This is a genomic window from Hydrotalea sandarakina, assembly GCF_003254115.1.
Taxonomy (GTDB): Bacteria; Bacteroidota; Bacteroidia; order Chitinophagales; family Chitinophagaceae; genus Hydrotalea; species Hydrotalea sandarakina.
Map to the genome: position 1 here is coordinate 263,153 of NZ_QKZV01000001.1, position 21,553 is coordinate 284,705.

A 21,553-nucleotide genomic window follows, 5' to 3' on the forward strand; every position below is an offset into this window, starting at 1 on the left:
TCAAATTGTATTTTGAATGTTCCTCAATTACATCAGGCAATCATTAACGTTAAAACGTTGCAGTTCATTTAAAATTTAATGCAGTAAAACAAATAAGGTGAATTATGAGTTCTTTTCAAATGAGTAAAACTTTTTATGTGATTGTAAAAATCACTTGCCAATATTTTTTTTGACAAAAATCAATTCATCAAAAAAAACATTCTGTAATGCAGATACTATGCAGGATTTTTATTATTAATGTGTAAATAGTACATAATTGTTTGTTAAAAAATCATAGAAACATGCCGTTAAAAGGTAAGCACGCAATCGTTTGCGATGTTAAATTTGTTAAAGTTTATTTAACAACCAAACGAAAACATTGCTTATGCCAAACAAACCAAACCTAACACGGTGTTTTTTGTTACTTGCAGGACTCTTCTTTTTTACAGTTGGGGCTTTTGCGCAAAAAACAGTTTCCGGAAAAGTTACAGGTAAAAACAATCAACCCATTGCAGGGGCCACTGTTAAGGTACAAGGTACCAGTACGGCAACTGCTACAAACGACGACGGTACTTTCACCATTAAGGTACCCGGTGATAAAAGTGTATTGCAAATCTCATCTATTGGTTACAACAGTGTAACAATGCCGGTGAATGGTCGTTCTCAAATTGATGTAAGCTTAACCGAAGCTACAAGTGATTTGAATGAAATTGTTGTGTTGGGTTATACATCACAAAAGAAAAAGGACATTACAGGTTCTGTAGCTGTTGTAAATGTGAATGATATGAAATCAGTGCCGGGCGGTAATACTGCTGCATTACTGCAAGGTCAGGCATCTGGAGTAAGCGTAATTAACTCTGGTGTACCCGGTGGTGCCACCAGCGTAAAAATACGTGGTATTACTTCACCTGGCAGTTCAGACCCATTAGTAATTATAGATGGGGTACAGGGTAATTTGCAAGATGTTAACCCCAATGATATCGAATCTATTCAAGTGTTAAAAGATGCCGGTGCAGCTGCTATTTACGGTGTACAAGGTTCAAATGGTGTTATCATTGTTACCACTAAGAGGGGAAGACAAGGTAAAGCAAGAATTAGTTATGATGCTTTTGTTGGAACACAGCGACCTTTAAAAAATGGTTTTAATTTAGAAAATACCATTGGGTATGCCAATGTTGTAAAAGCCTACGAACTTAACAGTGGTATTGCCCCAGGAAGCCGCAATCCACAATTTGGCCAAGGTGATACTCCTGTTATTCCTGATTACATTACACCTACCGGAGCAAAGGCCGGTGATCCGGGAACCGATCCCTCTACTTATAACATTAATACCAATCAAATTACAAAAGCCAATAAAATTGGAACAGATTGGTTTCATGAAATTTTTAAACCCGCAATTTTCCAAAGCCACACCTTAACTGCAAGTGGTGGCAATGATAAATCTACTTACTTGTTTTCTCTTGGTTATTTAAATCAGCAAGGAACATTAATCAATACTTATTTAAAACGTTACTCTGTAAGAATGAACACCTCCTTCAACGTAAATAACCATATACGTGTGGGAGAAAATGCTTACGTTTTTTATAAGCAAAGCCCCGGGTTTACCAACCAAAATGAGGGAAATGCTATTTCCATGAGTTATAGAGAAGCACCAATTATTCCTGTTTATGATATTGTTGGAAACTATGCCGGTACAAAATCTGCCGGTTTAGGCAACGCACAAAACCCTGTTGCCAACCAACAAAGAACAGCTAATAATAAAAGCAATGACTGGCAAGTAAACGGAAATGTATGGGGTGAAGTTGATTTCTTGAAACATTTTACCGCTCGTACCAGTTTTGGCGGTTATTTTGACAATTATTACTACTATTACTTTACTTATACTGCTTATGAAAATGCGGAAGGAAATACAAATCCCAATGCATTTACTGAAGGCGCAGGTTATAACAGTTTGTGGTTATGGACAAATACTGTTAAATACAATAATGCTTGGGGTAAACATAGTTTGAATGTATTGTTAGGTACAGAAGCAAAAAATCAATATAACAGAGGTATAAGTGCCGGTAGAGGCTCATATTACAGTACTGACCCCAATTATTGGATTTTAAATACCGGTTCACCTAGTTCTGTAAGTAATAATGGTAATCCGCCATACCAATTAACAATTGCCTCTTATTTTGGAAGAGTTGATTATAATTATGCAGACAAATACATACTTGCAGCCACTTTACGTCGTGATGGCTCATCCGTATTTGCACCGGGTCATCAATATGGAAATTTTCCTTCCATATCTGCCGGATGGAGAATATCCAATGAAAATTTCATGAAGAATGTTAGTTGGATTAATGATTTAAAACTTAGAGGCGGATGGGGAACATCCGGTTCATTAAGTAATATTAATCCTACCAATGCCTATTCATTATATGCTTCCGCAGCAGGTATGTCTTATTATCCAATTACAGGCGCTGCTAATTCATCAACACTTGGATTTTATAATAGCCAGTTGGGTAATCCCAATACTACTTGGGAAAAAGATATTATCACTAACATAGGTTTGGATGGTACTATTCTAAAAAATAAGTTAGACTTTAGTTTAGAATGGTACAAAAAGTCAATCAGTGGTTTATTATTCCCAAGTGTATCAGCAATTGGCAATTACCAAGGTGGTGCCAGCCAACCATTTGTTAATATAGGTGATGTAAAAAATACCGGTATAGACTTCTCTTTAACCTATCATGGAAAAATAGGACGTGATTTTCGTTTTGATGTAAATGGTAACATCACTTCTTACAAAAATGAAGTTTTAAGTTTGCCTCCCGGTGTTAATTATGTAGATGAGTATAGTGCCGGCTCAACCAGAATAGGTGCTTTCTCCAGATTACAGCCCGGTCATCCAATTGGCGCATTTTATGGTTATCAAGTAATTGGATTATTTAAAGATGCGAACGATGTAGCGAAGTCTGCTACTCAAGATGGAGCTGCACCCGGCAGATTCAAATATTTAGATGCTAACGGCGATGGCCAAATAACACCTGATGATAGAGTGTTTTTTGGAAATCCTAACCCAAAATTCACTTATGGCTTTACTATCAATGCAACGTATAAGAACTTTGATTTGTCTATGTTCTTTTATGGCTCTGCAGGCAATGATGTTATTAACTATGTTAAATATTGGACAGATTTCTATCAAGTATTTAAAGGGAATGTTAGCAAAGGATTGTTACAGAACTCTTGGTCACCCACTAATTTAAATGCTAAAATTCCAAGAATAGAACAATCAGCTAATTTCAGTAATACAACAGTATTTAACTCTTTTTATATGGAAAAAGGTTCTTATTTAAGATGTAAGAATTTCATGATTGGATATACAGTTCCTTCAGCACGATTAGAGCGTATTGGTATTCAAAAATTACATTTCTATTTGCAGGCTGCTAACTTATTTACCATTACCAAATACACCGGATTAGATCCTGAATTGCAAGGCTCTGATCTTTCAAACAACAGTAATTTTGGTATTGACTTTGGTAACTATCCTGCAAATCAGAAGAACTTCAATATTGGAGTAAATGTAACATTCTAGTTGTGATTTATAATCATTTAAAAATATGAATATGAAGAAGTTTCATTATAAATATATAATACCCACTACAATCATGTTGGTTGTAATATTCGTGGCTTGTAAACAAAGTTTTTTGAATAAACAACCTATTGGAACATTGAACCAAAATATTTTGGCCAATCAGTCAGGTGTGCAAGGGCTTTTAATAGGTGCATACTCTCTATTAGATGGGGAAGGTGGTAATAATACTGGTTGGGGATCAGCGGCCAGTAACTGGGTATATGGTAGTGTATGTGCCGATGATGCCTATAAAGGTTCTGATCCTTCAGATCAAGGGGATATTTTATCTCTGGAAACTTTTACGGCTAATTCAACCAATAGTTATCCTGCCCAAAAATGGGCTGCTTGCTATGATGGTGTTCAAAGAGCTAATGAGGTTTTAAGAGTATTAAAAATAGCCACCGGCATTTCAGCTGCCGATGCAACCGAGTTCACTGCTGAAGCCAGGTTTTTGCGTGGACACTATCATTTTGAATTGAAAAAAGTGTTTGGCAACGTACCTTACATTGACGAAACTGTTACAGATACTACCAGCAGAAACTCTGTAAATAATGTTGATGCTTCCGGCAATTATGTAAATATTTGGCCTCAAATTGAAGCCGACTTCCAATATGCCATGCAAAATTTGCCGGCTGTACAACCTCAAATTGGTAGAGCCAATAAATATGCTGCTGAAGCATTTTTAGCCAAAGTATATATGTTTGAAGGAAAATATGCACAAGCAAAACCTTTATACGATGATTTAATTCAAAATGGTGTTACTGCAGGAGGTGTAAAATATGCTTTAGTAAAATACTATAGCAATTTTAATCCAGCCACCAGAAACAGTGCCGAATCAGTATTTGCAGTACAAATGGCTGTTAATGATGGTTCAGCTACCAGCGCCGGTGCACCCAATGGTAATTATGGTGATATTTTAAATTTCCCTTATGGTGGTGGGCCCGGTGCTTGTTGTGGGTTCTTTAATCCTTCTCAATCACTAGCAAATGCCTATAAAACTGACCCTGTAACGGGTTTGCCATTGTTGAATACTTATTTCAATGGGCCTAATGTTAGCGATTCAACCAATTTATATACAGGTACATTAGATCCTAGAATAGATTGGGCCATTGGTCGTCCAGGTATCCCTTATCTTGATTGGGGGCCACATCCGGGCGCAGCATGGATTAGGAATGTGGCTGCTGATGGAGTTTTTAGTCCTAAAAAGAATGTTTATGCTCAAAGTCAAATAGGAGTTTATACAAGTACTGAAAATTATTGGGGTGCTACAGAATTGGTTGCCAATAATGTTAACTTAATCAGGTTTTCAGATGTATTGTTGTTAGCCGCTGAATGCGAGGCGCAACTAGGCAACTTAGGCACTGCCTTAAATTATGTAAATCAAGTACGTGCACGTGCAGCCGATCCTACCGGATGGGTTTATAAAAACGCTAGTTACGATGCCACCAGTTCAACTTATGCTCCACAAACAACTCCGGCTGATAATTATAAGGTTGGATTGTATCCTTCATTTGCTAACCAGGCAGCCGCTTTGCAAGCTATACAAATGGAACGCTATTTAGAGCTTTCAATGGAAGGCCATCGCTTTTTTGACTTGGTTCGATGGGGAATCGCTAAAAATGTAATTAACAATTATTTTAATACCGATAAAATTGCCAAGGCAACTTTATTGCCGGTTGGTGCTCAATTTGTTGCCGGAAAATCAGAATTATTCCCAATTCCTCAAACTCAAATAGATATTTTAAATGCTGATGGTAAAATTCATTTAAAACAAAATCCCGGATATTAGTATTTAAAATTCGATTATTTAACCTTTCAATCAATATGTAACCTATTGCTGTAATAAAGTTTATGGCAATAGGTTTTTTTATGTGCTTTTTAATAAGCTTCAAAAGTATAAAAATGCTCTGTTTGCCGTATATTAAGGGTCCCTTATTAATATTAGTTAACCAAAACTTTTTATGAGAAAACTTTTCTATTTATTATCCATTATTGTGCTTGTGGGTCAATATGCCTGTAAAAAAACTCATACCTTGTTTGTACAAATGGATGTTAAACAAACAGGTATAGACTTTTCAAATACTATTGTTGAAAACGATTCTATTAACTCTGTTGATCTGGAAAATGTATATAACGGAGGGGGCGTTGGCGTAGGTGATTTTAATAATGACGGGTTGCCGGATTTGTATTTTACCGGCAATTTGGTATCAAACAAACTTTACTTAAATAAAGGCAATTTTTCTTTTAAAGATATTACCAATGAAGCAGGTGTAACAGGAAATGGAAGATGGTGTAGAGGTGTTGCAGTTGTAGACATTAATAATGATGGTTGGTTGGACATTTACGTATGTGCAACTTTAATGAAAGATCCCGAGAAAAGACGTAACCTTTTATATATTAATCAAGGAGCAGATAAAAATGGAGTTCCGCATTTTAAGGAAATGGCAAAGGAATATGGGCTAGACGATACAGCCCATTCTACACAAGCGGCTTTTTTTGATTATGATAATGACGGTGATTTAGATGTTTACATTGTGAACAATGAAATAAACAAAGACAAATACCCTGATGGATTTCATGTTATTTTAAAAAATGGTGAGAATCCAAGTACTGGAAAATTATACAGAAACGATTGGAATGATAGCTTACATCATCCGTTTTTTACCGATGTTTCAAAACAAGCAGGTATTCAAACAGAAGGCTATGGCCACTCGGTTGCAATTGCCGATTTTAATAATGATGGATGGAAAGATATTTATGTTAGTAATGATTTTGTTACGAACGATTTGTTGTGGATTAACAATCATAACGGCACTTTCACAAATCAGCTTTCCCACTATTTTAAACACACTGCAGCGAATGCTATGGGGTGCGATGTAGCTGATATGAACAATGATGGGTTGCCGGATGTGGTTACACTTGATATGAACCCTCAGGATAATTACAGAAAAAAAATGATGATGAATGCCAATAATTACCAGCGTTATCAAAATAGTGATAAATATGGCTACAATTATCAGTATGTTAGAAATGTATTGCAACTGAATCAAGGATACCGAGTTGCAACCAATGATTCAATTGGTGACCCTATTTTTAGTGATGTGGCCTATTATGCCGGTATGGCTGAAACGGATTGGAGTTGGACGCCTTTATTGGCCGATTTTGACAATGATGGTAAGCGTGATATCATTATTACCAACGGCTTTCCTAAAGATGTTACTGACCATGATTTTATTGCCTATAGAACAGAGGCCTATTTACTTGCTTCAAAAAAAGATTTATTGGCACAAATTCCCGTAGTAAAAATTCATAACTATGCTTTCAAAAATATTGGGGAAACTAAATTTGAAAATGTAACCGATAAATGGGGCTTTCAAATGCCTACTTTCTCAAATGGAGCAGTTTATGTTGATTTAGATAATGATGGCGATTTAGATGTGGTTATCAATAACATCAACCAAAAAGCATTAGTTTATAAAAATAATATTCGCGAAACTGATTCTTTAAACTCACATTTTTTAGATGTTGTTTTTAAAGGGGGTAAAAATAATGTAAACGGGGTTGGTGCTTCAGCTACCATTTATTACAACAATGGTGAACAACAAATATGGGAAAATGCTCCTTATCGCGGTTACTTATCTTCAGTTCAAACCAGGGCACATTTTGGTTTGGGAAACTTAAATAATATTGATTCCTTAAAAATTATTTGGCCTAATCATTTTCAACAAACTATTCTGAAACCAGCCATTAATCAACAATTGGTAGTAGATGAAAAAAATGCTACAGTACCGGTAACATATGGTCATCCATACATTGCCCAAAATGCTTTGTTTAAGAATATTACGGACTCAGTACATTTAAATTATATGCATCAGGAACATGATTTTATAGATTTCAATATTCAAAAACTTTTGCCTCACAAGTATTCCGAATATGGCCCGGCAATGGCAGTTGGTGATATTGATGGCAATGGGTTAGATGATATTGTTGTTGGTGGCGCTTACAAATACAGTGAAACCATATTGTTCCAACAAAAGAATGGTCAGTTTATTCAAAAAAACTTATTAAGTGATGCTGCTGCAGCAAATAAAGTTGCAGAAGATATGGGCTTGTTATTGTTTGATGCAGATGGTGACGGTGATTTGGATTTATATATTGCCAGTGGCGGATATGAAAATACACCCAATACCTCTGCCTATCAAGATAGATTGTACATGAATGATGGTAAAGGTAATTTTACATTAGATAGTTTAGCATTGCCTCAAAACTTCACCAGTAAATCATGTGTTCGCGCATTTGATTATGATGGTGATGGGAAGTTAGATTTATTCATTGCAGGCCGTGTTGATCCTTGGCATTATCCAAAGCCAGTAAGCAGCATCATACTACACAATGAAAGTAGCAATGGTAAAGTGTATTTTAGAGATGTAACAAAAACAGTTGCACCAGATTTGAATAATATTGGTATGGTAAGTGATGCCATCATTACTGATTATAATAACGATGGCAAACCTGATATTGTGTTAGCCGGTGAATGGATGCCCATTACTTTTTTTGAAAATAAAAATGGTACGTTTAAAAATGTTACAACACAAACCGGGGTGCAAAACAATTTGGGCTGGTGGAATAGTATTGTTCCCGGCGACTTTAATAATGATGGATATACAGATTACATTGTTTCAAATTTAGGATTAAACTCATACTATAAAGCCACACAACAATATCCTATGCATGTTACTGCAGGCGACTTTGATAATAATGGTAGTTATGATGCCTTTGTTTCATTGTATTTGCCCGATAGTACAGGTAAAATGTTAGAATATCCGGCTTTAACTCGCGATGATGCCATTAAGCAAATGATTATTATGAAAATGCGATTTAAAAACTATAAATCATATGCTACTGCAACTATGGATCAAATTTTAAATCCTGAAGAGCGTAAAAACGCTTTACGATTAACAGCTAATTATATGCAGTCCGTTGTTTTAATGAATAATGGGAAAGGTGGTTTTAGTTGTGTTCCCTTACCTATGCAGGCGCAACTGTCTGCACTAAATGGAATGATAGTTGATGATTTTGATGGCGATGGCAATTTAGACGTGTTTTTTAACACAAACGATTATGGAACTGAGGTAGGAACGGGGCGTTATGATGCATTGAATGGTCTGCTTTTAAAAGGAAATGGTAATGGTAACTTCAATGCTATGAATATGTTACAAAGTGGAATATTTATACCCGGCAATGGCAAAGCGTTGGTAAAACTTAGGAATGCCGAGAATAAATATTTAGTGGCAGCTTCACAAAACCGAGGACAATTGTTGTTGTTTGCTGCCAATCATTCCTTTCAAAATATACCCCTATTACCAAATGATGTGTATGCTATGGTTTATTTTAAAAACGGTCATAAACAAAAAATCGAATGCAATTATGGTGCATCATTTTTGTCGCAGTCAGCACGTTTTATTAGTGTGGGTGGTTGGGTTCAATCGGTAAATGTTTACCAAAATAATGGTAGTCACAGAACGATAACCTTTAAATAGTGAAGGTATTAATAGTTAACCATGCAAAAAGTAAGAATGAACAAAACTGCTTTATTTATTTCCGTAGTTTTTTGTTGGGGGTATTTTAGTTGTAAACAAAAGCCTTCAAAAAATGTATATGAAAATAATTTGGGTATACCGCCTGCTGTATTGGCACAACTCGATAGCATTCATTATACACAAATACAATGGATAGATTCCGTTAAAACCATAGGAAATGTTTTTTACGGTGATACCGTATTGCTAAACTTTATGTTTAAAAATACCGGTGAAACACCATTGTTTATAGCAGAAGTTAAGCCATCTTGCGGATGTACGGTAGCCAATTATCCCAAGCATGGAATTATGCCAGGTGAAATTGGTATTTTACAAGCCAAATACACTTCTGAAGGGTTCCCGGGAAATTTTCGAAAATCCATTACCGTTAAATCAAACACTACAAATGGTGTTTATCATAGTTTGCAATTTTTGGGTATTTTAAGTAAAGACAGTTTACCTCACCAAAATAAAACATATTTAAAATGAAATGTATGAAAAAGTTTAATCAATTGATTATTGGTGGATTTCTGTTTTTTATGGTTGCATGTAATACCATTAAAAATCAAACCCCTGAACAAGTACAACAAAGTTTAACCAACGCTATGCAAAATTTCTTACAAAAAACGCAACAACGCGACAGTAATAAAGTAATTTTTACGGTAAAAAGCGTAGCCTATTATGAAGAGCCGCAATATTACATTTGCGATTTTACCGTACACATGCAAAATAACCCTAAATTAATGACCAATATGCCTAAAATAGATACCGTAGGCACCATGCATTGTCGTATAACAAAAGATTTTCAAAATGTAACAAGGGTATATTAACATTTGGCCATTACCATCATATTAGTATATTTAGCACCCTTTTTGCACGAATATGATGGAATGGCTTTTTTGGATAGCTTTTTTACTGTTGTTGTATACGTACATATTGTATCCAATAATACTTTTATGTATTGTAAGGTTCTTCAGAAAAAAAACGTTCAAACCTAATACAATTCTATCTACAAATTATCCTTCTGTAGCTTTAATTATACCTGCTTATAATGAAGCTGAATGTATTCGCGAAAAAATTGAGAATTCTTTAAATTTAATATATCCCGCTCAATTATCCATCATAGTTGTAACAGACGGTTCAACAGATGGGACTGAAACTATTGTTGCTTCATATAATGAAGTAGAATTATTGCATTACCCCAAACGTTTGGGTAAAATTGAAGCAATGAAAGCTGCATTGAATCAAGCTAAAGCCGATGTATTAGTGTTTACCGATGCAAACTCACTATTAAATACCAATTGTTTGTTGCAATTAATTCCACACTTTTCAAATTCAAGTATAGCAGCAGTTTCGGGCGAAAAGAAAATTATTTTAACCAACATAGAAGATGCTATGTTAGGCGAGGGGGTTTATTGGAAATATGAGTCCTTTATAAAAAAAATGGAAGCCAGATTTAATACTGTAATTGGTATGCCGGGTGAATTATTTGCTATTCGTTCCGGTTTATTTCCGGAATTGCATGAAAATACCATTACAGAAGATTTTGCTATTGCCATGCAATTAATTGAGAATGGATATATTATTGCTTACGAACCGAATGCCATAGCTGCTGAAAAACCATCAGCTTCTATAAGGGATGAATTTAAACGCAAAAAAAGAATTGCGGCAGGCAGTATTCAAACTTTATTACGTACCCTGCATTTGTGTAACCCTTTTAAATATCCGGCTATTGCTTTTCAATACATTAGTCATAAAGTTTTGCGTTGGTTACTTATTCCTTTATTATTGCCAATTTTGTTCATTACTGCTTTTTATTTTTGGCAATTTGCTCATCTCAGTTTTTTTAAATGGATCTCTATCCTGCAAATTATATTTTACATTTTGGCATTTATTGGTTGGATTGCTGAGTGGAAACATGTTGCTTTAAAATGGCTGTACATTCCCTTTTATTATTGTTTTATGAATATTGCTATGCTGGCCGGAATGATCAATTATATATTAGGACGCCAACCAATTTTGTGGGAAAAAGCTATTCGTAAATAAAACAAGTAACTATAAGAACTTCATTACATTTTATGACTCCTTAATTGGCTGGTATATATTCTTTCAAACACTAGTTAGTATACCCAATGTTTATTTGCTTAATGAATGCAATTTATTCTGTTTGAATTTTTTTGTGAATAGCATCTATTCTTTTATTGAAATGATGCTGTTCGGTTTAGACTTTGGCAGAAAAAGTAAAATGTGTTTATGTTAGATACGTTATGAACAAAAAAAACGAAACAGAAACTGTTTCGTTTGGTGGGAGTTGACGGGATCGAACCGCCGACCCTCTGCTTGTAAGGCAGATGCTCTAAACCAGCTGAGCTAAACTCCCTTCATTGTTGTTGTTTGGGAGTGCAAAAATAGGTGCTGAAAAATATCTACCAAAAAAATTTTTTTAATTTAGTTGTAAAGCGGGTAAACGGTACTGTGTACTGTCGTATAATAACAAGCTTTCAATACTATATTGCCAAAACTTATTTAGTGGCATTTTATTAATGTACTTTATTACTTCTTCTTTAGTATCGGCATTCATGGTAATCCAAACGGTTTGACTTTCCATACTAACGGCATAACTTTCAATAATACCTTTATTCATCAAATAATTAATATATGTACGATGTGAAGGTAATAAAGTCAAAATCTCATCATCTAAAGTAAATTGCACAATTACTTGAAATTTGTTCATGAGGCTGATTTTTCAATTTCACAATTTAAATTCATCTCACAAGTTACAACAATATTCATGCTTTTTTTGTTTTTTATGGCAATTTGTCAATGATAGCATGCCAATTATGGCAGAACTATTAAATTGCATTATCATTTTGATGCATCATTATATTGATTTACTAAAGTTTTTTACAAATAATTCTTTAAAATGAAGACAATAGGACTACTCATTGTTTCTAACATTTTTATGACGTTTGCCTGGTACTGGCATTTAAAAGCAACGGGCGTGCCTTTATGGAAGACCATTGTAATTAGTTGGTCAATTGCTTTCTTTGAATATTGTTTAACAGTTCCGGCCAATAGAATTGGGTTTTTAGAGGGGTGGAATGGTTTTCAGTTAAAAATTATTCAAGAAGTAATAACGCTAATAATTTTTTCTTTTTTCGCAGTGTTATATTTAAAAGAACCATTGCGTTGGAATTATGTGGTTAGTTTTGGATTAGTATTGGGTGCCGTTTATTTTGCTTTCAAAAAATAATGCTTCCCGCAATTCACAGATTTATTATTTAAGATTTAGTTGGGCAATACGACCTTTATTCCCGGCTAAAAAAATGTTATTGTTTTGGGAAACAGCAATAGTATGAAAAGAAGCTGAACTAATTTTTTTCCAATGCATGCCATTGTCGTTACTTATATCAACACCTGAAGTGCCGCAACAAATCCATGTATTATTTTTTATGTGTTTTACGCAAGAACGATAACCGTTTGGCAATTGTTTAGGAACTATTAATTGAATGTGTGGTTTTGTTTCAATAACCACAGCGTTGCCTTTAGCAATGGTATCGTGCATAAAATTACCACCTACTACTATACATGTGTGCTTATAACAATCCATTGAATTAGCGCCCTCAGTGGCGTTTCCTTGCAGCAATGGTAGTGGGTATGCTTTTACAGGTGTATATAATACAGATGCTGTACCACCGGTTATCATCCAAGGCTCAAACTGATCTTTCCATACAAAAAGGTTGCTGTTACTGGCAGCAAAAAAAGCTTCTCCTTTCAATAATATGGGTATATTGTCAGTTTTTATTTGCCAGTTGTTACCTCCATTGTTGGTAAAAGCTAAAAAGGGTTGTTGATTATGAATAGGATCGCCAACTACCCACCCGTGCTTAGCATTGGTAAAAAACAAGGCATCTAAAAACATTCCGGGTGTATTATTCTGCCAAACAATCTTCCATTCTTTTCCGCCATCATTGGTTTTTAAAATAACAGCAGGCTCGCCAACTGCTGCAATGATAGCTTCATTTGCATTGATGGCATATATCGATCTAAAGTCACGATTGGCAAAATCTTTAACAGTTATCCATTCCCAATGCCGGCCGCCATCCAATGTTTTGGCAATTTGGCCGTTACTGCCTGTAGCCCATACAACATTTTTTCCTGCACAACTTAAAGCTCTAATAGAGGTGTTTTCATTGCTTTCAGCTATTATTTTAATTTGTTGTCCGGTAGCAATATCTAGATAAAATAAAAAGCAAGTGAACAAAATCAGTTTTGATAAATGCATTTTTCATTCATTTTTGCAAACGAAAATTACTTTAAAATTTTGAGTATATGTTGCCTTATTGGATGAGTAGAACGAATTTGTTATTGCAAGAAGAAGCCATTAATGCTTTGCAATCAAAAAAAGTTTTGTTATTGGGTTTAGGTGGCGTGGGTGGAATTTGTGCGGAAATGCTAGTAAGAGCCGGTGTTGGTAATATAACCATTGTTGATAATGATAAAGTAGATGCCAGTAATATTAACCGTCAATTAATTGCTTTGCATTCAACCCTGCAACAGCCTAAAGCAGAACTATGGCATAAGCGTTTATTAGATATTAATCCCAATTTGCAAGTTGAATATTTACAATTATTTGCCGATAAACAATGGATACGAACATACATTCAACCTGAAAAATTTGATTACGTAATTGATTGTATTGATACCCTTACTCCCAAAGTATTTCTACTGCAACATTGCGTTGAAAATAAAATTAAGATTGTTAGTTCCATGGGGGCAGGTGGAAAAATCAATCCATTACTGGTACAAGCATGCGATATTTCCGAAACTTATGAATGCAACTTAGCCAAGTATGTTCGAAAAAAATTAAGAAAAGTAAACATTCGTAAAGGCATTAAAGTTGTTTTTAGTCCCGAAGTAACAATGCCCGGTAGTATCTTAGTAACTGAAAACGCAAAGCCCAAAAAATCAATTATAGGAACCATTAGTTATATGCCCGCTATTTTTGGTTGTACCATTGCCAGCGTGGTAATAACCGATTTGTTAGGACTAAAGATTCATAATTAGTAAAGCAAATAGGGTTTTATTGTATGCTGCCAGGTATTTTCAACATTTAATAAGCCGGCTATTGCAGTTAAAAACTTGGTTAATGGCAAATCAAATAAGCTTTCTGCATTTTTAATGCCGAGCAGCTTATCCAAATGCTTAACTCCTGACGGATTTACATTAGTAACATAATTTTCCCAAGCAAAATGTATTGGATGTAAATCTTTAATAATTTTTATCAGCAGCAACCCGGTAAATACAGATTGGTATTTTTCTTTATCTATAATTTTCAGCTGCACGCCGTGGCATAGTTGGTTAGCAAATTTTCCTTGAGTTGGTATAAATTCAATAGTATTGGTGCCAACATAATTAGGCGATAATTGATTAAATGTTTTAGAAATTGCTAAAGCATCCATCCATGGTGCTCCGGCAATTGTAAAAGCATAAGGTGTGCTGCGACCTTCTGAAATATTGGTGGCTTCTAAAAATGCCAACCCACCATAACAAAGTGCTGATTCAAAATGTTGAATGGCAGGGGAAGTAGGAATAAAAGGTAATCCCCATTCATTTTGAAAACTATTTCTATGATAATTGGCTATTTTAATTACAGATAAAGGTGCATTCAATTTCATTTTTTGATTAAAATAATTGGCCAATTCACCTAAAGTACAGCTATGTCTAATGGGCATTGGCCATCGCCCAATAAATGAGGCGCAACTGCTATCTAGCATTGGGCCTTCCGATAAACTGATATTGCCTGAAATAGGATTGGGGCGGTCTGCAACAATCAAAGGAATTTGATAGGCAGCACTGGCTTCCAGTGCATAACTTAAAGTCCATAAGTAGGTATAAAATCTGGCACCAACATCCGGAATGTCAAATAACAAATAGTCAATCCCCTTTAAATCATCAGCTGAGGGTTGTAATTTTTTGCCATATAAACTAATAACAGGTAATTGTGTTAATGGGTCAATACCATCCGCTATAAATGCCCCATCTGCACCATTAACTTGCAAGCCATGTTCAGGTGAAAACAATAGTTGAATATTAAATTGATGTTGCAATAACGCCTGCCTGCCGGGCAATCCATCCTTGTTTTTGGCTGCATGGTTTGTAATTAAAGCAATGTTCTGATTGTGCCAAAAGGGTGGGTTATCTAACAATACATCTATTCCTGAAATAGGTGTTTGCATGGGTTAAGATTCATTTACAAACTTTAAAACAATTTTTAAATGCTCTACTACATTAAAAATAATAGGGCATCGGCTGTAATGCATAAAGGTAGTAAATGTACGCTTGTTAAATTCCGGAATATGCAATGCCGGAAATTCTTTGCAACCCTGGAAGCGATGCTCATAAATACTACAGCTTAAATTCTTTAAAAAAGGGCAGGGTATGGCGTTGATTAATAAAGTAGATGAAATTCCTTCTTCTATATAGCTTTCATTAAATTGCGAACGAGGAATGTTTAGGTGTTTCGCAACAGCCGCTGCTTCAGCATCGGTAACATTAATTAACAAACTTTTACAGCAATTGCCACAATGCCTGCAATCAATATAAGGTGTAATAGCCTCGTTTAAATTTTGTACGGCGGCATCAACTTGTTCTGAAGGAAAATTTTTGAGAAATGGTATAAATGCCTCATTTTCTGCTTCTTTTTTGCAGGCAACTGCAGCAATGGCCTGCAAATTGGTTTCAATATGAAAATGTGGTGTGATAAAGCAAACTTACAGTATTAAACCTGCAAAAAACAGATATTTCTAACCAAATTTTATCCACAATTCCTTTAAAAAGTAAAAACTTGCTTTGTAAAGTGCTTTGCAGGCTTAGATTTGCGGCACACAAAAGTTTCGCATTATTCAATAATGTTGATATTTTTTTTCGCTACCGCACAATGTTCACCTTTATTTTGGCTTTTGTGCATATATGCTACATTTAATGATTAAAATTGAAAACCTATGGCAGCAGAACAATTTGGAAAATATACGGAAGATGATATTAAAAGCCTCGACTGGAAAGACCATATCAGGCTTCGCCCGGGTATGTATATTGGTAAGTTGGGTGATGGTACTGCCCCTGATGATGGTATTTATGTGTTATTGAAAGAGGTGATTGACAACTGTATTGATGAATATGCAATGGGCTTTGGAAAAAGTATCCAAATTCAGTTAGATGGAAAATCCATTCATGTTCGCGATTTTGGTCGTGGTATTCCTTTAGGAAAACTGGTTGATGTAGTAAGCAAAATCAATACAGGTGCAAAATATGACAGCAAAGCCTTTCAGAAGAGCGTTGGTTTAAATGGTGTAGGTACCAAAGCTGTAAACGCATTAAGTAGTCATTTTATGGTGGCTGCTTATCGCGATGGGAAAACGAAAATGGCTGAGTTTGAACGCGGTAAACTAATTAAAGAAACAAAAGAAGAAAAAACAACTGAGCCTAATGGTACTTTGGTATCGTTTACCCCCGATGAACAAATATTCAAAAATTATCATTTCAGAATTGACTTCATTGAGAATCAATTACTGAATTACTGCTATTTAAATGCCGGATTGGTTATTCAATTCAACAATAAAAAATTTGTAAGTAAAAATGGTTTGTTGGATTTATTACAACATAAAACCAACACCGATGAATTACGGTATCCCATTATACATTTAAAGGGTGAGGATATTGAAGTAGCCCTATCGCACAATAACGATTATGGTGAGGATTTATATTCATTTGTAAATGGACAATATACCACACAGGGCGGTACGCATCAACAAGGTTTTAGAGAAGCGTTTGTAAAAGTAGCTCGTGATTTTTTTAAGAAAGATTATGAAGCATCTGATATACGTACCAGCATTGTGGCAGCCATTTCAATTCGTGTGCAGGAACCTGTATTTGAAAGCCAAACAAAAACCAAATTAGGTTCGCAACACATGTATGAAGGCGGACCATCCGTAAAAAAGTTTATTGAAGAATTTTTGGCTAAAGAATTAGATAATTTTCTACACAGAAATGCCTCTGTTGCCGATGCCCTAAAAAAGCGAATTGAACAAAGTGAAAGAGAGCGAAAAGAATTGGCAGGTATTAAAAAAATTGCCAATGAGCGTGCCAAAAAAGCCAACTTACACAATAAAAAATTACGCGATTGCCGAATTCATTTCAATGATGAGCCGCCGGTAAAAAACCGTCAGGAATACATTGAACTTATGAACCAAACTACTTTGTTCATTACTGAGGGAGATAGTGCCAGTGGATCCATTACAAAATCGCGTCATGTTGATACACAGGCAGTGTTTAGCCTTAGGGGAAAACCTTTAAACAGCTATGGACTCACTAAAAAAATTGTGTACGAAAACGAAGAATTTAATTTGTTGCAACATGCATTAAATATTGAAGAAGGTATGGATGGATTGCGTTACAAGAATATTGTAATAGCTACTGATGCGGATGTAGATGGAATGCATATACGTTTGTTGCTAATGACTTTCTTCCTGCAATTTTTCCCCGAACTGGTAAAGCAAAACCATGTATTCATTTTAGAAACCCCTTTATTTCGTGTAAGGAATAAACAAGAAACCATTTATTGTTACGATGAAGCAGAAAAACAAGCTGCAGTGGCAAAACTGGGTAATAAACCTGAAATAACCCGTTTTAAAGGTCTGGGCGAAATTTCGCCTGAAGAGTTTGGTAAATTTATTGGTGCTGATATACGCTTGCAACCCGTATTGCTGGAACAAGGTGATCATATACAGCAATTGTTAGAATACTATATGGGTAAAAACACACCACAGCGCCAAGAATTTATTATTGAAAATTTAAGAGTTGAACTGGATTTAATTGAAGAAACCGTTTAAAAAATTTTAAGCATGACGCATATTGTTTTTAATGCTGCCGATGCAGAAGTTCTAAAAAAAGCTATGGAGCTTGATGAATCGCTTTTGGGTGATGTTGTTGAGATAAAAGATGATTATGCTGTTGGACCCGTTATTGATATTTATGAAACGTACGGTTATCAGTCAAGAAGAAATTGGTGGCAGGAAGTGCTGGAAAATTCACCTTACACAGGGCAATTGGACATACTTGATGACAAGTTAACGGTACACAATTTGTGTAATAAATTAAAAGAAGACAGTAATCTCCAGGTTTGGATTTGGATGGGGCAAAACGCACACGATGTATGCGGTTATTACTGGTTAATGTCGCAACTGGGTGCTTTTCAGGGCCAGGTATTTGTGTTGTATATGAATAACCTACCTTTTATTAATGAAAAAGGCGGTATATTCTATCCTGCATACTTGTATGAAATACAACCTAAAGAGTTTTTGAAAGCTAAAAAGTTAGCACGACCTATTACTTTAAGTGAATTTGAAGTGGACCCTGATGAATGGAAAAGAATAGGATTAGAAAACGGATTAGTTAGAGTTTTGGAAGGAGGAAAAAAAATTGTAAGTAAGGATGCCGGCTTTTTTGATAAAGAAATTAAGGCATTCATTCAAAACGATCCTCAAAAGCTACCCAAAATGTTGCAACAAGTAGCCAACAAATCAAAATTAAAAATAAGTGATGTATTTATGGTTTGGCGAATGCGTGAAATGGAAAAAGCAGGCATAGTGGCTTTTAAGGGTGATTGGGCAAAAGGCTGGAAAGACATGGAGGTTATGTTGAATAATACTGCTGCAATAGAACAGGTATCGGCCGAGTAGTTAACCTAAGCAAGGAATAAATTATTTTGTTTTAATTATTAAAAAGTAAGCCGGGAATTGAAGTTATGGAAAATGATAATTTAGAAAATTCAATATATCAAAACGAAAGTGGCATTCAGGGTCAATACAAGAATTGGTTTTTGGAGTATGCCTCGTATGTAATTTTAGAAAGAGCTGTACCCGCTGTTGAAGACGGTTTAAAACCGGTACAACGCCGCATATTGCATGCCATGAAAGAAATGGATGATGGTCGCTTTAATAAAGTAGCGAACATTATTGGTCAATCTATGCAATACCATCCGCATGGCGACGCATCAATTGGTGATGCATTGGTAAACATGGGGCAGAAAGATTTATTGATTGATACACAGGGAAACTGGGGCGATGTTCGTACAGGTGATGCAGCAGCGGCCCCCCGTTACATTGAAGCTCGTTTAAGTAAACTGGCACAAGAAATTGCTTTTAATCCGAAAACCACCAATTGGCAATTAAGCTATGATGGACGTAAACAGGAGCCCGTTACCTTGCCCATGAAATTTCCGCTTTTATTGGCGCAAGGTGCCGATGGAATTGCCGTAGGGCTTTCAACCAAAATATTGCCCCATAATTTTTGTGAAATTTGCGAGGCTTCCATCAAATATTTAAAAGGTAAAAAATTTGAGTTGTATCCCGATTTCCAAACCGGTGGTATGATGGATGTTTCCAACTACAATGATGGAAAACGAGGTGGTAAAATAAGGGTACGTTGCAAAATAGAAGAACTTGATAAAAAATCGCTCATTATTCGCGATGTTCCTTATGGTGTAACAGTTTCTCAATTGTGTGAAAGCATTACTAAAGCCAACGATCAAGGTAAAATAAAAATTAAAAAACTTACTGAATTTACCGGCAAGAATGTAGAAATTCAAGTTGATTTAGCACCCGGCATTTCATCGGATATTACTATTGATGCATTGTATGCATTTACCGATTGTGAAGTAAGTATTTCACCCAATGCCTGCGTTATTATTAATCAAAAACCTGTTTTTACCAGCGTTACTGAATTACTGAAGATTGCAGTAAATAACACACAAAATCTTTTGCAACAAGAATTGCAAATAAAGCTGGCTGAGTTAAATGATAAATGGCATTACACTTCACTCGAAAAAATATTTTTCGAACAAAAAATTTATCAAGAACTGGAAAAAAAATATCCCACTTGGGATGATGTTTTACAGGCCATTGAAGCAGCTTTTAAACCCTTCTTGAAAAATTTAAAAAGAGGTATTACGCGAGAAGATGTTATAAAACTTACCGAAAAACCGGTAAGGCGCATTTATAAACTGGATATTGATGACTTAATTCGTCAAATTAAATCCATAGAAGAAGAAATTAATCAGGTTCAATATGATTTAGATCATTTAACCGAATTTACCATTCATTATTTTGAAAGCTTATTGAAAAAATATGGTAAAGGAAGAGAACGTAAAACAGAAATTAAAGCTTTCGATGTAATTAAAGTTCAGCAGGTGGCCATTGCCAATACTAAATTGTATGTGAACCGTGCTGAAGGATTTATTGGCACTTCATTGAAAAAAGATGAATATTTATTTGATTGCTCAGATTTAGATGATATTATTGTTTTTACGCGAAGGGGTATCATGAAAGTTATAAGGGTGGGTGAAAAAAGCTTTGTTGGCAAAGACATCATTCATGCTGCGGTATTTATAAAAAATGATGAGCGCACCACGTATAACATGATTTATGTAGATGGTGAATCAGGAATTTCCTATGCCAAAAGGTTTAATGTAACCGGTGTTACACGTGATAAAGAATATGACTTAACAAAAGGTAGTGATAAAAGTAAAGTACTATATTTCTCAGCCAATGCCAATGGTGAAGCTGAGTCAGTTAAAGTAATACTGAGCCCCAATTGTAGCGCTCGTAACAAAGAATTTGATTTCTTTTTTGAAACTATTGAAATTAAAGGAAGAGCAAGTCAAGGTAATATCGTTACCAAATATCCGGTTCGCACCATTAAGTTTAAAGAAGCAGGTAAAAGCACTTTGGAAGGAAGAAAACTATGGTACGATCCTCAATTTGGGCGTTTAAATACTGAGGAAAAAGGAACATACTTGGGTAGTTTTGAAAATGAAAATATTTTAATTGTGTATAAAGATGGTAATTATGAAATTACCACAACAGAGCTAAACCAGCGTTTTGAAGCAGAAAAAATAATCTTAATAGAAAAGTTTGATCCTGAAAAAATTATTACGGTAGTTTACAAAGATGCAGCAAAAAATCAGTTTACGGTAAAACGCTTTAAAATTGAAACTTCCACTTTGCAAACCAAGTTCATGTGCATTAAAGAAGGAGAAGACAATTTTATTGAAGCGATTACAACTGCTAATGAACCCGTTTTAGTTGTAGAAACAGGAAAAGGTGCGATGGTAAGGAAAGCCAAATTTAAAATTTCAAACATGGTTGAAGTAACAGGATGGAAAACTGTTGGTGCCAAACTAATGGATTATGCTAAAGCCATTCAAATGCATTGGGAAACAGCACAGTCGTCAGACCAGCAGCAACCCGAATTATTTAACGAATAATTTGCCAACCATTTAGATAAAATTGCTAACGCTTGTTAGTAAAATGTATCTTTG

15 protein-coding genes and 1 tRNA gene are annotated in these 21,553 nt (G+C 35.2%); 11 read left to right on the forward strand and 5 right to left on the reverse strand.

Features of this window, described 5'->3' with window-relative positions:
* The first annotated feature begins 364 nt into the window (after nt 1-364).
* From LX80_RS01185 to LX80_RS01210, 6 genes are all read left to right on the forward strand, one after another.
* A complete protein-coding gene (locus LX80_RS01185; protein ID WP_111293206.1) occupies nt 365-3,559 on the forward strand; it encodes a SusC/RagA family TonB-linked outer membrane protein in 3,195 nt (1,064 codons plus the stop codon).
* Nucleotides 3,560-3,590: 31 nt separating this feature from the next.
* Entirely contained in the window at nt 3,591-5,387 is a 1,797-nt protein-coding gene (locus LX80_RS01190) for a RagB/SusD family nutrient uptake outer membrane protein (protein WP_111293532.1), read from the forward strand.
* Between the two features lie 172 nt (nt 5,388-5,559).
* On the forward strand, nt 5,560-9,138 hold the full coding sequence (locus LX80_RS01195; protein WP_111293207.1) for a VCBS repeat-containing protein: 3,579 nt from the start codon (nt 5,560-5,562) through the stop codon (nt 9,136-9,138).
* 21 nt (nt 9,139-9,159) lie between these two features.
* Nucleotides 9,160-9,663 (forward strand): DUF1573 domain-containing protein, encoded by a 504-nt coding sequence (locus LX80_RS01200; protein ID WP_111293208.1) that lies wholly within the window; start codon nt 9,160-9,162, stop codon nt 9,661-9,663.
* Between the two features lie 5 nt (nt 9,664-9,668).
* Entirely contained in the window at nt 9,669-10,004 is a 336-nt protein-coding gene (locus LX80_RS01205; RefSeq protein WP_146250350.1) for a hypothetical protein, read from the forward strand.
* A gap of 52 nt (nt 10,005-10,056) precedes the next feature.
* Entirely contained in the window at nt 10,057-11,220 is a 1,164-nt protein-coding gene (locus LX80_RS01210) for a glycosyltransferase family 2 protein (RefSeq protein WP_111293210.1), read from the forward strand.
* A gap of 256 nt (nt 11,221-11,476) precedes the next feature.
* Here the strand turns inward: LX80_RS01210 and LX80_RS01215 are convergent.
* Both LX80_RS01215 and LX80_RS01220 read right to left on the reverse strand, forming a co-directional pair.
* Nucleotides 11,477-11,554, reverse strand: a tRNA-Val gene (locus tag LX80_RS01215).
* A gap of 63 nt (nt 11,555-11,617) precedes the next feature.
* Nucleotides 11,618-11,908, reverse strand: a complete 291-nt coding sequence (locus LX80_RS01220) for a hypothetical protein (RefSeq protein ID WP_111293211.1) — start codon at nt 11,906-11,908, stop codon at nt 11,618-11,620.
* Between the two features lie 189 nt (nt 11,909-12,097).
* On the opposite strand from LX80_RS01220, the gene LX80_RS01230 reads away from it, so the two are divergent.
* Nucleotides 12,098-12,427, forward strand: coding sequence for a DMT family protein (locus LX80_RS01230; RefSeq protein ID WP_111293213.1), 330 nt, complete (start codon nt 12,098-12,100; stop codon nt 12,425-12,427).
* Nucleotides 12,428-12,451: 24 nt separating this feature from the next.
* On the opposite strand, the gene LX80_RS01235 is transcribed toward LX80_RS01230, so the two are convergent.
* On the reverse strand, nt 12,452-13,459 hold the full coding sequence (locus tag LX80_RS01235) for a WD40/YVTN/BNR-like repeat-containing protein (protein ID WP_111293214.1): 1,008 nt from the start codon (nt 13,457-13,459) through the stop codon (nt 12,452-12,454).
* Between the two features lie 47 nt (nt 13,460-13,506).
* Here LX80_RS01235 and LX80_RS01240 point away from each other — a divergent pair, with 47 nt between their 5' ends.
* Entirely contained in the window at nt 13,507-14,241 is a 735-nt protein-coding gene (locus LX80_RS01240; RefSeq protein ID WP_111293215.1) for a tRNA threonylcarbamoyladenosine dehydratase, read from the forward strand.
* Here the strand turns inward: LX80_RS01240 and LX80_RS01245 are convergent.
* Together LX80_RS01245 and LX80_RS01250 are read right to left on the reverse strand one after the other, a co-directional pair.
* Nucleotides 14,238-15,413: an exo-beta-N-acetylmuramidase NamZ family protein gene (locus LX80_RS01245; protein WP_111293216.1), complete on the reverse strand. Its 1,176-nt coding sequence runs from the start codon at nt 15,411-15,413 to the stop codon at nt 14,238-14,240. The genes LX80_RS01240 and LX80_RS01245 overlap by 4 nt on opposite strands.
* A 3-nt stretch (nt 15,414-15,416) precedes the next feature.
* A complete protein-coding gene (locus tag LX80_RS01250; protein ID WP_170120351.1) occupies nt 15,417-15,908 on the reverse strand; it encodes a YkgJ family cysteine cluster protein in 492 nt (163 codons plus the stop codon).
* 270 nt (nt 15,909-16,178) lie between these two features.
* Here LX80_RS01250 and LX80_RS01255 point away from each other — a divergent pair, with 270 nt between their 5' ends.
* The 3 genes from LX80_RS01255 (at nt 16,179) to LX80_RS01265 (ending at nt 21,499) form a co-directional block, all read left to right on the forward strand.
* Nucleotides 16,179-18,065: a DNA topoisomerase IV subunit B gene (locus tag LX80_RS01255; RefSeq protein WP_111293218.1), complete on the forward strand. Its 1,887-nt coding sequence runs from the start codon at nt 16,179-16,181 to the stop codon at nt 18,063-18,065.
* Nucleotides 18,066-18,077: 12 nt separating this feature from the next.
* Nucleotides 18,078-18,914 (forward strand): DUF1835 domain-containing protein, encoded by an 837-nt coding sequence (locus tag LX80_RS01260; RefSeq protein ID WP_111293219.1) that lies wholly within the window; start codon nt 18,078-18,080, stop codon nt 18,912-18,914.
* A gap of 65 nt (nt 18,915-18,979) precedes the next feature.
* The gene (locus LX80_RS01265; protein ID WP_111293220.1) at nt 18,980-21,499 is read left to right on the forward strand and encodes a DNA gyrase/topoisomerase IV subunit A; all 2,520 of its coding nucleotides are present in this window, start codon (nt 18,980-18,982) and stop codon (nt 21,497-21,499) included.
* The last annotated feature ends 54 nt before the right edge of the window (nt 21,500-21,553 follow it).